Genomic DNA, 12,215 nt, shown 5'->3' on the forward strand with positions numbered 1-12,215 from the left:
GTTGGAGCCGCGGACGTTCTGCGTCTGCGGCACGACGCCCTTCGGCGCCACGTGGACGAAGGGCTCGTCCTTGTAGGCGGCGGCGAGTGCGTGGCGCAGGTCGTCGGCCGTCGCACCCTTCAGTTTGACGTAGGACGTGCACAGTTCGCCGCGCGCCATCGGAATGAGATGCGGCGTGAAGTTGATCGTCACATTGGTTCCGACCGCGACCCCGATCTCCTGCTCGATCTCGGGCGCGTGGCGGTGTTTGCCGATCGAATAGGGCGACAGCCCCTCGCCGGCTTCCGAGAACAGCGTGCTTTGCTTCAGGCCACGACCGGCACCGGTGACGCCCGACTTGGCGTCGACGATGATGTCGTCGGCATGGATCAGCCCCGCCTTGGCGATGGGGACCAGCGCCAGCAGCGTCGCAGTCGGGTAACATCCAGGGCAAGCGACAAGACGGGCCGTCGTCACCTCGTCCCGGTAGAGTTCGGTCAGGCCGTAGACCGCCTCCTTCTGCAGGTCAGGCGCCTTATGTTCGTCGCCATACCATTGCGCGTAGGTCGCCCCGTCGCGCAGGCGGAAATCGGCCGACATGTCGAGGATCTTGATCTTCGGGTTCGCCGCGAGCAACGCGGCGATGATCTCCTGCGTCGTGCCGTGCGGCAGGCCGCAGAACACCGCGTCGAGGCTGGCCCAGTCGACGGATTCCCAGGCGACCAGCTTCGGCAGGTCGAGCATGAAGAAATGCGGGAAGACGTCGGCCATGGCCTTGCCGGCATGGGTGTTCGCCGTCAGTGCGACGATCTCGACATGGGGATGGCGCGCGGCGAGGCGGACGGCATCGGCGCCGGTATAGCCGGAGGCTCCGAGGATCGCGATTTTGGCCTTGGTCGCCATGGCAGTCTCCGCAGGGTGCGAGAAGTCAGGTTCAGAAACTCAGAGACAAAAAAAACCGCGCTGGCAGCGCGGCGATCTGGTCGATCATCAGGGCGCAGGGCCGCGCGCTCATCGCTGGATGAAGATGCGGCGTCGGGTGCTGGCTGCAGAGGTCATCATGCCGGTTTTCTGATGCCAACAAGCGGGCATGTCAAGGCGCATTCTCGCCGGTCAGATACAGGTCGAACTCGGTTCCATAAGCTGCCCGCCGGCCGCTCCGGCCCATGCCGAGTTTCGTCGCTACGGCAATGGAGCGTGCATTGTCCGGGTGGATCAAGGCGACAATGGAGGACAAGCCCAGCGTCGAGCGCGCGTAGGTCAACACCGCCCGAGCCGCCTCGCTGGCATAGCCCCGTCCCCAGGCCGACTTAGACAGCCGCCAGCCTATCTCGATCTCCGGCCCCTTCTCTTCGAGTGGAATGAGCAACACCATGCCGAGGAACGGGTGCGGCGCATCCTTGAGACGCATGGTCCAGTGACCGAGGCCGGGACCGAAGTCGCGGACGATCCGCTCCGGCAGCTTGGCGCGATGGTGGTCGAGGGAGAAATCGGCGCCGAACACGAACTGGCGCACCTCGGAATCGGCGTCCATAGCGACGAAATCGTCGACATCATCCAGCGTCCGCTGCCTGAGGATCATCCGTTCGGATTCAAGGTCCGGGACCATGCGTCTACCGGTTCTTCCCCGGAACCCAGAGCACGTCCGCCTTGCCCTTGTCGTTCAGATAGCGCGCGGCCACGAACAGGAAGTCCGACAGGCGATTGACATATTTCAGCGCCGGCGCCGAGACCCCCTCGCCCGGGCGGCGCACCAGATCGACCATGATCCGTTCGGCCCGCCGTGACACGGTGCGGGCGACGTGGAGATGCGCCGAGGCTGCGCTCCCGCCCGGCAGGATGAAGCTCGTCAGCGGGTCGAGCTCGCTGTTGAGCTGGTCGATCTCCTGCTCGATGCGCTGGACCTGCGCCTCGACGATCCTGAGCGGCTCGTAGCCGAGGTCCTCGCCGAGGTCGGGCGTGGCGAGATCGGCGCCGAGGTCGAAGAGATCGTTCTGGATGCGCATCAGCATGGCGTCGACGACCGGGTGACCGGCGGTCGCCAGCCGCGCAACGCCGAGTGCCGAATTGGCCTCGTCGATGCAGCCATAGGCCTCGACGCGCAGGTCGGACTTCAGGCGCCGCGGCCCTGCCGCCAGCCCCGTCGTGCCATCGTCGCCGGTCTTCGTGTAGATCTTGTTCAGCTTGACCATGCCGGTTTCGTCCCTGTCCTCAGCCGCCGTTCGACTTGTAATAGATCGCAATGACAATGATGACGATGGCAACGAACTGCAGACCGACGCGCCAGCGCATCAGTTTTTGCGAGCTGGTCGGGTCGCCTCCGCGCATCATGTTGATCAGCCCCATGACGAGGACGATGGCGACGGCCGCGATGGCGACGGGAACGAGCATGTTGAAGGACATCGGATAGTTTCCTGTCAGCCGTTCAGCCGCCAGAGGGCGACATTCAGCAAGGTGGCGAAGCTGACCCACGCAAGATAGGGGATGAGGAGGAGCGAGGCCAAGCGATCCTTCGGCCAGCCATAGGTGATGGTTGCCAGGATGGCGAGCCACAGCGCGACAATCACCGCGACGGCGGCGCCCATGGCCTGGCCGTAGAAAAACACCCAGGACCATGCGGCGTTGAGCGCCAGCTGGGTGGTATAGAGTGCCAGCACCGGCTCCTTGTCGCGCGCCGGCGACAACACGTAGCGCGCACCGGCGACCGCGATCATGCCGTAGAGCACGGTCCAGACAGGGCCGAAGACCCAGTTCGGCGGATTGAAGAAGGGCTTGACCAGAGCCGGATACCAGCTCGTCAGTCCATAGGAATTGGCAAGTCCCCCGGTGGCTGCGACCACGGTGCAGGTGAGGACGAATCCCGCGTAGACCGCGACGGTGCCGCCGGTCGATATCCGAATGTCCATGCCTGTCTTCCTCATGCTCACGCCGACCACTACGTTGTGGCAACGCAGGGGGATCAGCGTCGTTCCGCAAAGCGGGACAATGCCATGTCCGCCATAAGGGACAGCGCCCTTTGGCCGGGCGGGCCGATGCGGCCGGAGCGTTTCCGTTCCGTTCGCGCCGAAGCCCCGCTATGCCATCATGGCGCGGAATGATTCGCGGCCGCCCCGCGGCCTGAGGATGATATGACGATGCATGATTCCAGCGACCTTTTCGGAGGCCCGAAGGAACCCGCAGCCAAGCCGCCGCCGGCGAGCCGCGCCAAGCCTGAATCGGCCAAGCCTGAACAGGCCAAGGCCGCGAGGCCCGCCGCCACGCCCGGTGAACAGGGCTATTCCGCCTCCGACATCGAGGTTCTCGAAGGCCTCGAGCCGGTGCGCCGCCGCCCGGGCATGTACATCGGCGGCACCGACGAGAAGGCCCTGCACCATCTCTTCGCCGAGGTCATCGACAACGCCATGGACGAGGCGGTGGCCGGTCACGCCACCTGGATCGAGGTGGAACTGTCGGCCGACGGCTCGCTCACCGTCACCGACAACGGCCGCGGCATCCCGGTGGACCCGCACCCGAAATTTCCCGGCAAGTCGGCGCTCGAAGTGATCATGTGCACGCTCCATGCGGGCGGAAAATTCGATTCCAAGGTCTACGAGACCTCGGGCGGCCTGCACGGCGTCGGCGTCTCGGTCGTCAACGCCCTCTCCGTCGTGCTCGACGTCGAGGTGGCGCGCGGCCAGATGCTCTACCGCCAGCGCTTTTCGCGCGGCATTCCGCAGACCGGCCTCGAGGAACTCGGCCGCGTCAACAACCGCCGCGGCACCAAGGTGCGTTTCGTGCCGGATCCGGAGATCTTCAAGGAGACGAGCACCTTCAAGCCGGCCCGCCTGTTCAAGATGGCGCGCTCCAAGGCCTATCTCTTCGGCGGAGTCGAAATCCGCTGGTCCTGCGATCCCGAACTGGTCAAGGGCACCGACACGCCGGACAAGGCCGTGCTGCGCTTCCCCGGCGGCCTCAAGGACTATCTCGCCGCGACCCTCGACGGCGCGACGCGCGTCCACCCCGACATTTTCGGCGGCAAGCTCGACAAGCAGGGTCACGGCTCGGTGGAATGGGCGATCGGCTGGGTCGGCGACCAGGACGGCTTCGTCTCCTCCTATTGCAACACCATTCCGACCCCGGACGGCGGCACCCACGAACAGGGCCTGCGCATCGCCCTGCTGCGCGGCCTGAAGGACCACGCCGAGCGCACCGGCAACAAGCGCGCCGCCCAGGCCACTGCCGACGACGTGCTGGCGGGGTGCTGCGTCATGCTCTCGGTCTTCATCCGCGAGCCGGAATTCCAGGGCCAGACCAAGGACAAGCTCGCCACGTCGGAGGCCTCGCGCATCGTCGAGAACGCCATCCGCGACCCCTTCGACCACTGGCTCGCCGGCAATCCGAACCAGGCGAACAGGCTGCTCGAATGGGTGATCGAGCGGGCGGAGGAACGCCTGCGCCGGCGCGCCGAGAAGGACGTCAGCCGCAAGACGGCGGTGCGCAAGCTGCGCCTGCCGGGCAAGCTGGCCGACTGTTCGAACACCTCTGCAGCCGGATCGGAAATCTTCATCGTCGAGGGGGATTCCGCCGGCGGTTCCGCCAAGCAGGCACGTGACCGCCAGACCCAGGCGATCCTGCCGCTGCGCGGCAAGATCCTCAACGTCGCCTCGGCAGGGCGCGACAAGCTCGCCCAGAACCAGCAGCTCACCGACCTCACCCAGGCGCTCGGCTGCGGCAGCGGCTCCCATTACCGGGACGACGACCTGCGCTACGAGCGGGTCATCATCATGACGGACGCCGACGTCGACGGCGCCCACATCGCCAGCCTGCTGATCACCTTCTTCTACCGGCAGATGCCGCGCCTCATCGACCAGGGCCACCTCTATCTCGCCGTGCCGCCGCTCTATCGCCTCACCCAGGGCGGCAAGACGCTCTATGCGCGCGACGACGCCCACAAGGACGAGCTCCTGCGCACCGCCTTCAAGGGCAACCAGAAGGTCGAGATCGGCCGCTTCAAGGGCCTCGGCGAGATGATGCCGCAGCAGTTGAAGGAGACCACCATGGACAAGAAGGTGCGCACCCTGCTGCGCGTCGGCATCGTCCCGGAGGATCGCCCGGAGACCTCGGATAGCGTCGAGCGGCTGATGGGCGTCAAGGCCGAGCCGCGCTTCGCCTTCATCCAGGAGCGGGCTGAGTTCGCCGAGGAACTGGATATCTGACGATGGGCGGGCCGCTGGCGGCATCGGCAGGCCTCTTGCTGCTGGCGGCGATTCTCGCTGCCGGGCCGCTTCGCGCCCAGGCGCCTGACCCTGTCCGCGCTCTCTCCGCCCTCGCCCCGGAGGTCATGTTCGTTCGGGCGACGGGCGGCTGGTCGTCCGGCGAGCGGAGCGGAACAACGCGCATCGTTCTCCTGCGTTCGGGATCGCCGGACGGGGCCCAGCGGCTCTTCGTCCAATGGCTGAACCGGCCCGACGACGGTGCCGGCCGCTCGGCCGTGGCCGCCACCGAGGAAATCCCGGAAATCTTCGACTGGCGCGTCGGCATCGAGGATTACCGCGTCGAGCCCGAGGCCAACGGCGCCCGCGTGGTCCTCGACGGAAGGATCATCGGCACCGACCGCAACCGCCGGTACATGCTGTCGATCGGCCCCCCGGCGATGTCACCTTCTCGGCGTTACGCTGACGATCAGGCGCCGAGCCAGGCCTCCAGCGCCGCATTGACCGCCGCCGGCTGTTCCAGCGTCGACAGGTGCCCGCAATCGGGCACGACGACCAGCCGCGACCCCGCGATGGCGTCGGCCATGTCCTCCGACATGAAGCGCGGCGTGATCGCATCGGCATCGCCAACCAGGATGAGAGTCGGGCAACGGATGGCGGCGAGCCCGGCCTCGTAACTCGGCCGCGCCATCACCGCCTTCTGCTGACGAATGAAGCGCGCCGGCCCGGTTTTGTCGGCCATGGTCCTGACAACGGTCTCCAGGACCGCGTCGCCGAGGCGCCCGAGATGGACGAGTCGCGGCCAGAGAATGCCGTGAATGTCGTCGAAGCGGCCGGTCTCGGCGAACCTGATCGCCACCTGCCGGACCTCGGTGTCTTCCGGCGCGTCGGAGCTGGCGCGCGTGTCGATGAGGGCGAGGCGCTCCACCCGCTGCGGCGCCTGCCGCATCACCTCCAGCGCCACATAGCCGCCCATCGACAGCCCAGCGAGCGCGAAACGCGGTGGCGCAGTGGCAAGCAACCGCCGGGCGATGTCGGCGATGGTCTCGTCGCGCTGATGGTCGGCAATGCTGATGTCGCAGCGCCCGGCAAAGGCTTCGACCTGGGGTCCGAACAGCGCGGCGGTGCAGTTGAGGCCGGGCACGAGAACGAGCGGCGGGCGTCCGGCGGCGGGACGCGACGAGGCAGGAAGCGTCATGGTTCTGATCCTTCACCATGCGCCGCGAATCCCGCCCGATCGGCTGCGCTGCGGAGCGTTCGCACAGGTGACATTCGTTGACAATCAGCCAATTGAGACTATGTTGCGCCGCGTCGAAGGTCCCTGCAAATGCCGGTCCTTCGCTGCACTGTCCGTTCGGCCTCGTGGGTTCTAGGGGCCGCAATGCGCGAAGACGCTTCGCGCCGAACGCCTCAAGACATCGTCGCAAGACCCCGCCAGACCACAAGGACACTCTCACAACATGTCGTTTTCCGAACTCGGCCTCAGCGCCAAGGTTCAGGCTGCCGTCGCTGCGGCAGGCTATACCGAGCCGACCCCGATCCAGGCCCAGGCCATCCCGCACGTTCTCGCCCGCCGCGACGTCCTTGGCATCGCCCAGACCGGCACCGGCAAGACCGCCGCCTTCACTCTGCCGATGATCACCATGCTGGAGGAAGGCCGCGCCCGGGCTCGCATGCCGCGCACGCTCATCCTCGAGCCGACGCGCGAACTGGCCGCCCAGGTCGAGGACAATTTCGTCAAATACGGCGTCAACCACAAGCTGAGCGTCGCCCTGCTCATCGGCGGCGTCTCCTTCGGCGACCAGGATGCCAAGCTGACCCGCGGCGTCGACGTGTTGATCGCCACCCCGGGCCGCCTGCTCGACCATTTCGAACGCGGCCGCCTGCTGCTGACCGGCGTCGAGCTCCTCGTCATCGACGAGGCCGACCGCATGCTCGACATGGGCTTCATCCCGGACATCGAGCGCATCTGCAAGATGGTGCCCTTCACCCGCCAGACACTGTTCTTCACGGCCACCATGCCGCCGGAGATCCAGCGCATCACCGAGCAGTTCCTCCACAACCCGATCAAGGTCGAGGTCAGCCGCGCGGCGTCCACGGCCACCACGATCACCCAGCGCCTGGTGCGCTCGGGCAAGAAGGATTTCGAGAAGCGCGACACCCTGCGCGCCCTCGTTCGCGGCGCCGACAGCCTCAAGAACGCGATCATCTTCTGTAACCGCAAGAGCGAGGTCGCGACTGTCTACAAGTCGCTGCAGAAGCACGAATTTTCGGTCGCCGCGCTGCATGGCGACATGGACCAGAGCGCCCGCACGGCCGCCCTCACCGCTTTCCGCGACGGGAAGACGCAGTTGCTCGTGGCCTCCGACGTGGCCGCCCGCGGCCTCGACATTCCCGACGTCAGCCATGTCTTCAACTACGACACGCCGCACCATGCAGAGGATTACGTCCACCGCATCGGGCGTACCGGCCGTGCCGGGCGCCTCGGCACGGCGATCACGATCGTGACGCCCGAGGATACCAAGCTCCTTTCCGCCATCGAGAAGCTGATCGGTCAGCCGATCGAGTGGGCGGGCGATGCGATCTCCGACGAGGAAGCCAGTGAGGCCAAGCGCGAGCGGCGCGGAGCTGGCGGGCGTTCGGGCCGATCGTCGGGCGGACGCGGTGAACCGCGCGGCGAGTCGCGCGGCGAAGCCCGTAGTGAGACCCGCGCTGAACCGCGTGCAGCCGAGGAACGCCCGGCCCGGCGGTCCGCCGAGCCGCGGGCGACAACGCGTGCAGAACGCCCCGAGCGCGCCGAAAGACCGGCGCGGCAACCGGAGGCGCCGGTGTCCCGCGACCGCGGATCGGCCCGTCCCCCCGCCTCCGAGGAGGCCGACATGTCGCACATGCCGCAGTTCCTTTTGCGCCCGGTGACCTACCGCGGAAAATGACGCAGCGTAAGGTATAATTTTTACCTGCGATAAAGCATTATCGGACTAGCCTCCCACCGAGGTCGGAAGGGCGCAACGGCATTTCCCTCCTGCCCAGGACAGGCTGCCCCCGATGGACAACCGTGACGAAATTGAGCGTAGCTACAGCTTCGGCGAGCTGGCGTTCTCCCAGATCAAGGGCCGCGCCATCGCGGCCATGCCGCGCAACTACGAGATCTGGTACTGTTACGCGTCCGGCTACTATGCCGAGCTGTCTAACGCGTTGAATATGGTCCTGTCCGAAAAGGGCAGCATTTCGCAGGAACAGCTCGATACGATCTACGAAAACTTCCTCTCCCAGCACCGCATGGGCGAGAAGCTCGACGTGGTCGGCAACCGTGTCATGGACGAAATCGGCCACGTCATGGCGATGATCGATTCGGCCGCCGGTCAGGCCAATGCCTATGGCAACGACCTCGCCGGTGCCACCGCCCGGCTCGCCTCGGTCGGCTCGGCCGAGGGCGTCCGCACCATCATCGAGAACCTCGTTCGCTCCACCCGCGAGATCGAGGCCAACAACAAGGCGCTGGAGCAGCGGCTGAAGGCCTCGCGCAGCGAGATCAAGCTGCTGCAGGACAATCTCGACGCAGTGCGGACGGAGGCGCTGACCGATCCCCTCACCTCGCTCGGCAACCGCAAATATTACGATCAGTCGATCGCCAAGGCCGTGTCGCTGGCCAACAAATCCGAGATGCCACTGAGCCTGCTGGTCAGCGACATCGACCATTTCAAGAAGTTCAACGACACGTTCGGCCATCTTACCGGCGACCAGGTCCTGCGCCTCGTGGCACTGTCGTTGAAGCAGAACGTCAAGGGACAGGATCTCGCCTGCCGCTACGGCGGCGAGGAATTCACCATCATCCTGCCCGACACGACGCTGCGCGCCGCCGTCACGGTCGCCGAGCACATCCGCCGCTCGGTCATGACCAAGGAACTGATCAAGCGGTCGACCAGCGAGAACCTCGGCCGCATCACCATTTCCCTGGGCGTCGCGTCCTTTCGTCCCGGCGACACTGTCGCGAGCCTGTACGACCGCGCCGACCGGTGCCTTTATGCGGCCAAGCGCAACGGCCGCAACCGCGTCGTCTGCGAGACCGATCCGGAAGCCGAACTCAAGGTGGCATGATCGGCCGTCGGCGTCCTGTGCTGCCTGACCGCAAGCCTGCCTGCCAGGCCAGCGTCGCCCAGCGCCTCAAGACATCCTCCTCGTCAAAGCAGGCCTCCGGCATACGGCGGTAGCTGCCGACCGTCGTCTCGCCCCGGCGCGTCGCATAGACGAAGGGCGCGAGGCCCTCCGCCGCGAAGGCGGGGCTGCTCTCGGCATCGCATTTGAGGAAAATCTCGCCGCGGATCGCCAGCGCGAAAACCACGCCCTCGCGGTAGACGGCATGGCCGGAAAACATCCGGCGGATGGTGACGGGTGCGAAGGGCGCGAAGAGATCCACGAGGAAATCGGGATCGGACGCCGCCATCATCACGCCGTGCCGAGAGCCTCGGGCAGGGCCGGCGTCAGGGAGATCGATTCGCCGCAGCCGCAGGCCGATGTCTGGTTCGGATTGTTGAAGACGAATTTTGCCGACAGCTTGTCGGTGACATAATCCATCTCGGTGCCGAGCAGATAGAGAACCGCCTTGGCGTCGATGAAGACGCGGACGCCGCGATCCTCGACGATCTCGTCGAACTTGGCCGGGGCTTCGACAAATTCCATGGTGTATTCCATGCCGGCGCAGCCACCTTTGGTGACCCCGACGCGCAGGCCGGCACTGGCGTGACCGGAAGCGGCGACGAGTTCCTGCACGCGATCGGCAGCGGACTGGGTCAGGCGCATGGCCTGCATCTTAGGCAAGGGCATATTGGTCTCCGAAGGCGCCCGGATTCAAGGTCCGGCGTTCAAAGCGCAGGATTGATTATAGAGAGTGCCGCGCCGGAGTTAAATCCCTGTTCCCACCTGCGGCTTCACCACATGTTGAGGGCGACCCGGGCCTCGTCCGACATGCGGCTCTGGTCCCAGGGCGGATCGAAGGTGATGGTCACCTTCGCCTCGGAGACGCCAGGCACGCTCGCGACGGCGTTTTCGACCATGCCGGGCAGCTCGGCCGCTGCCGGGCAGGACGGCGAGGTCAGCGTCATGTCGATGGCGACCTTGCGTGCATCGTCAATATCGACCCGGTAGATGAGCCCGAGCTCGTAGATATCGGAAGGAATCTCCGGATCGTAGACCGACTTCATGGCCGCGACGATGTCGTCGGTCAGACGGTCCAGCTCTTCCGGCGGGATGGCGTTGGTGTCACCACCGACGGTGGTGTTGAGGGTCTGGGTCTCGTCCATCGGGTTCAAGGTCCGTGGGTAAGGGTCCGAGGCGGCAACGCCTCAGCCAAAGAGAGATTGGGCCTTGAGGAGGGCTTCCGCAAGACGGTCCACTTCGTCGGTCGTGTTGTAGAGACCGAACGAGGCGCGGCAGGTCGAGGTCACGCCATATCGCTGAAGCAGCGGTTGGGCGCAATGTGTGCCCGCCCGGACCGCCACACCGTAGCGGTCGATGACGGTGGCGACATCGTGGGCATGGGCACCCTTCATCTCGAAGGAAACGATGGCGCCCTTGTCCCTGGCAGTGCCGAAGATGCGCAGGGAGTTGATGGCACCGAGCCGCTCATGGGCATGGCGGACCAGGCTGTCCTCATGGGCGCGGATCGCCGTACGGCCGATCGAGCGCATGTAGTCGAGCGCCTCACCGAGGCCGATGGCCTGAACGATGGCCGGTGTCCCCGCCTCGAAGCGGTGCGGAGGCTCGTTATAGGTGACGCCCTCGGTGGTGACGACCGAGATCATCTCGCCGCCGCCATTATAGGGCGGCATCCGGTCGAGCAGCTCCTTCTTGCCGTAAAGCACGCCGATCCCGGTCGGCCCATAGACCTTGTGGCCGGTGAAGACATAGAAATCCGCGTCGATGTCCTGGACGTCCACCTCCATGTGGACGCAGGCCTGCGATCCGTCGACCAGCACCGGGATGCCGCGTGCATGCGCCATCCGGATACATTCCTTGATCGGCACGACGGTGCCGAGCGCGTTCGACATGTGGGTCAGCGCCACCATCTTGACGCGCGGGCCGAGCAGGTTCTCGAACTCCTCGATGAGGAAATTCCCCTCCTCGTCGATCGGTGCCCAGACCAGCTTCGCCCCACGCTTCTCGCGGTGGAAGTGCCAGGGCACGATGTTGGAGTGATGCTCCATGATCGACAGGACGATCTCGTCGCCCTCCCCGATCACCAAGCCGCCGAAGGAGGTTGCCACCAGGTTGATCGCCTCGGTGGCATTGCGCGTGAAGATGATCTGATCGACCGACGGCGCGTTCAGGAAGGCGCGGACGCTCTCGCGCGCCGCCTCATAGGCCTCCGTCGCCGCATTGGCGAGAAAGTGGAGCCCGCGATGGACATTGGCATATTCGCTCTCGTAGGCGTGGCTGATGCGGTCGATCACCGCGCGCGGCTTCTGGGCCGAGGCGGCATTGTCGAAATAGACGAGGTCCTTGCCATAGGGCTTCAGCGCCAGGGCGGGAAAGTCCTTGCGGATGAGATCGACATCGTAGCCGCCCTTGGCGACCGCCGGATGCTGGCCTGGCGCTGTCATGGCTTCAGGTCCTCGCCCGCATCCAGTCGGTCACCGAAGTCAGCATGGCCTCGCGCAGTTCTTCGACGACCGCCAGCGGTCCCGCGCCGAAATCCTCGATGGCCTCGCGGGCGAAAGCCTCGACCAGCAGCGCCTCGGCCTCCTTATGCGGGATGCCGCGCGCCTTCAGGTAGAACATCAGATCAGCGTCAAGCTCGCCGCAGGTGCAGCCATGGGCGCAGGCGACGTCGTCGGCGAAGATCTCGAGCTCGGGCTTGTTGTCCATCGACGGACCTTCGGCCAGCATGATCGTCTGGCTCATCATCCGCCCGTCGGTCTTCTGGGCGATCGGCTGGACGATAATCTTGCCCTGGAAGACGCCGTGCGCCTCGCCGTCGAGGATGTGCTTGAAGGTCTCGCGGCTCTGGCAATTCGGCACGGCATGGTCGATCACCAGCGCGGTATC

General features: G+C 65.9%; 15 protein-coding genes. 4 read left to right on the forward strand and 11 right to left on the reverse strand.

What is annotated here, in order from left to right:
- A partial coding sequence (gene argC, locus Q8O26_RS14135; protein ID WP_305576664.1) for an N-acetyl-gamma-glutamyl-phosphate reductase occupies positions 1-882 on the reverse strand: 882 nt, incomplete at its 3' end.
- Here argC and Q8O26_RS14140 point away from each other — a divergent pair.
- Positions 866-1,054 carry a hypothetical protein gene (locus Q8O26_RS14140; protein WP_305576666.1) on the forward strand — a complete coding sequence of 63 codons (189 nt, stop codon included), beginning with the start codon at positions 866-868 and terminating at the stop codon, positions 1,052-1,054. The genes argC and Q8O26_RS14140 overlap by 17 nt on opposite strands.
- A gap of 18 nt (positions 1,055-1,072) precedes the next feature.
- Here Q8O26_RS14140 and Q8O26_RS14145 read toward each other — a convergent pair whose 3' ends face one another.
- From Q8O26_RS14145 to Q8O26_RS14160, 4 genes are read right to left on the reverse strand one after another with little or no spacing between them, the layout of a single operon-like run.
- Positions 1,073-1,561, reverse strand: a complete 489-nt coding sequence (locus tag Q8O26_RS14145; protein ID WP_305576668.1) for a GNAT family N-acetyltransferase — start codon at positions 1,559-1,561, stop codon at positions 1,073-1,075.
- 31 nt (positions 1,562-1,592) lie between these two features.
- A complete protein-coding gene (locus Q8O26_RS14150) occupies positions 1,593-2,171 on the reverse strand; it encodes a cob(I)yrinic acid a,c-diamide adenosyltransferase (protein ID WP_305576670.1) in 579 nt (192 codons plus the stop codon).
- A 19-nt stretch (positions 2,172-2,190) separates the two neighbouring features.
- The gene (locus Q8O26_RS14155; RefSeq protein WP_305576672.1) at positions 2,191-2,382 is read right to left on the reverse strand and encodes a twin transmembrane helix small protein; all 192 of its coding nucleotides are present in this window, start codon (positions 2,380-2,382) and stop codon (positions 2,191-2,193) included.
- A gap of 14 nt (positions 2,383-2,396) precedes the next feature.
- Positions 2,397-2,885: a TspO/MBR family protein gene (locus Q8O26_RS14160; protein WP_305576674.1), complete on the reverse strand. Its 489-nt coding sequence runs from the start codon at positions 2,883-2,885 to the stop codon at positions 2,397-2,399.
- Positions 2,886-3,113: 228 nt separating this feature from the next.
- On the opposite strand from Q8O26_RS14160, the gene parE reads away from it, so the two are divergent.
- Entirely contained in the window at positions 3,114-5,174 is a 2,061-nt protein-coding gene (gene parE / locus Q8O26_RS14165) for a DNA topoisomerase IV subunit B (RefSeq protein WP_305576676.1), read from the forward strand.
- 466 nt (positions 5,175-5,640) lie between these two features.
- Here parE and Q8O26_RS14170 read toward each other — a convergent pair whose 3' ends face one another.
- Positions 5,641-6,369 (reverse strand): alpha/beta fold hydrolase, encoded by a 729-nt coding sequence (locus Q8O26_RS14170; RefSeq protein ID WP_305576678.1) that lies wholly within the window; start codon positions 6,367-6,369, stop codon positions 5,641-5,643.
- A 262-nt stretch (positions 6,370-6,631) separates the two neighbouring features.
- Here Q8O26_RS14170 and Q8O26_RS14175 point away from each other — a divergent pair, with 262 nt between their 5' ends.
- Together Q8O26_RS14175 and Q8O26_RS14180 are read left to right on the forward strand one after the other, a co-directional pair.
- Positions 6,632-8,104, forward strand: a complete 1,473-nt coding sequence (locus Q8O26_RS14175; RefSeq protein WP_305576680.1) for a DEAD/DEAH box helicase — start codon at positions 6,632-6,634, stop codon at positions 8,102-8,104.
- 112 nt (positions 8,105-8,216) lie between these two features.
- Positions 8,217-9,269 carry a diguanylate cyclase gene (locus Q8O26_RS14180; protein WP_305576682.1) on the forward strand — a complete coding sequence of 351 codons (1,053 nt, stop codon included), beginning with the start codon at positions 8,217-8,219 and terminating at the stop codon, positions 9,267-9,269.
- Here the strand turns inward: Q8O26_RS14180 and Q8O26_RS14185 are convergent.
- The 5 genes from Q8O26_RS14185 to Q8O26_RS14205 all read right to left on the reverse strand — a co-directional run.
- A complete protein-coding gene (locus Q8O26_RS14185; protein WP_305576684.1) occupies positions 9,256-9,618 on the reverse strand; it encodes a TfoX/Sxy family protein in 363 nt (120 codons plus the stop codon). The two genes, Q8O26_RS14180 and Q8O26_RS14185, sit on opposite strands and share 14 nt — an antisense overlap.
- Positions 9,618-9,995 carry an iron-sulfur cluster assembly accessory protein gene (locus Q8O26_RS14190; RefSeq protein ID WP_305576686.1) on the reverse strand — a complete coding sequence of 126 codons (378 nt, stop codon included), beginning with the start codon at positions 9,993-9,995 and terminating at the stop codon, positions 9,618-9,620. Before Q8O26_RS14190 ends, Q8O26_RS14185 begins: the two co-directional genes overlap by 1 nt.
- A gap of 104 nt (positions 9,996-10,099) precedes the next feature.
- The gene (locus Q8O26_RS14195; protein WP_296576880.1) at positions 10,100-10,471 is read right to left on the reverse strand and encodes an SUF system Fe-S cluster assembly protein; all 372 of its coding nucleotides are present in this window, start codon (positions 10,469-10,471) and stop codon (positions 10,100-10,102) included.
- Positions 10,472-10,513: 42 nt separating this feature from the next.
- On the reverse strand, positions 10,514-11,770 hold the full coding sequence (locus Q8O26_RS14200) for a cysteine desulfurase (RefSeq protein ID WP_305576688.1): 1,257 nt from the start codon (positions 11,768-11,770) through the stop codon (positions 10,514-10,516).
- Between the two features lie 4 nt (positions 11,771-11,774).
- A partial coding sequence (locus Q8O26_RS14205) for a SufD family Fe-S cluster assembly protein (protein ID WP_305576690.1) occupies positions 11,775-12,215 on the reverse strand: 441 nt, incomplete at its 5' end.

It is taken from the genome of Phreatobacter sp. (genome assembly GCF_030691135.1).
Lineage (GTDB): Bacteria > Pseudomonadota > Alphaproteobacteria > Rhizobiales > Phreatobacteraceae > Phreatobacter.

Bases quoted from the DNA above. Each gene is read 5' to 3' on its own strand.
- Q8O26_RS14175 (WP_305576680.1), top strand. From the start codon at position 6,632: ATGTCGTTTTCCGAACTCGGCCTCAGCGCCAAGGTTCAGGCTGCCGTC.
- Q8O26_RS14185 (WP_305576684.1), bottom strand. From the start codon at position 9,618: ATGATGGCGGCGTCCGATCCCGATTTCCTCGTGGATCTCTTCGCGCCC.
- Q8O26_RS14195 (WP_296576880.1), bottom strand. From the start codon at position 10,471: ATGGACGAGACCCAGACCCTCAACACCACCGTCGGTGGTGACACCAAC.
- Q8O26_RS14155 (WP_305576672.1), bottom strand. From the start codon at position 2,382: ATGTCCTTCAACATGCTCGTTCCCGTCGCCATCGCGGCCGTCGCCATC.
- Q8O26_RS14200 (WP_305576688.1), bottom strand. From the start codon at position 11,770: ATGACAGCGCCAGGCCAGCATCCGGCGGTCGCCAAGGGCGGCTACGAT.
- Q8O26_RS14160 (WP_305576674.1), bottom strand. From the start codon at position 2,885: ATGGACATTCGGATATCGACCGGCGGCACCGTCGCGGTCTACGCGGGA.
- Q8O26_RS14190 (WP_305576686.1), bottom strand. From the start codon at position 9,995: ATGCCCTTGCCTAAGATGCAGGCCATGCGCCTGACCCAGTCCGCTGCC.
- Q8O26_RS14170 (WP_305576678.1), bottom strand. From the start codon at position 6,369: ATGACGCTTCCTGCCTCGTCGCGTCCCGCCGCCGGACGCCCGCCGCTC.
- parE (WP_305576676.1), top strand. From the start codon at position 3,114: ATGCATGATTCCAGCGACCTTTTCGGAGGCCCGAAGGAACCCGCAGCC.
- Q8O26_RS14150 (WP_305576670.1), bottom strand. From the start codon at position 2,171: ATGGTCAAGCTGAACAAGATCTACACGAAGACCGGCGACGATGGCACG.
- Q8O26_RS14180 (WP_305576682.1), top strand. From the start codon at position 8,217: ATGGACAACCGTGACGAAATTGAGCGTAGCTACAGCTTCGGCGAGCTG.
- Q8O26_RS14145 (WP_305576668.1), bottom strand. From the start codon at position 1,561: ATGATCCTCAGGCAGCGGACGCTGGATGATGTCGACGATTTCGTCGCT.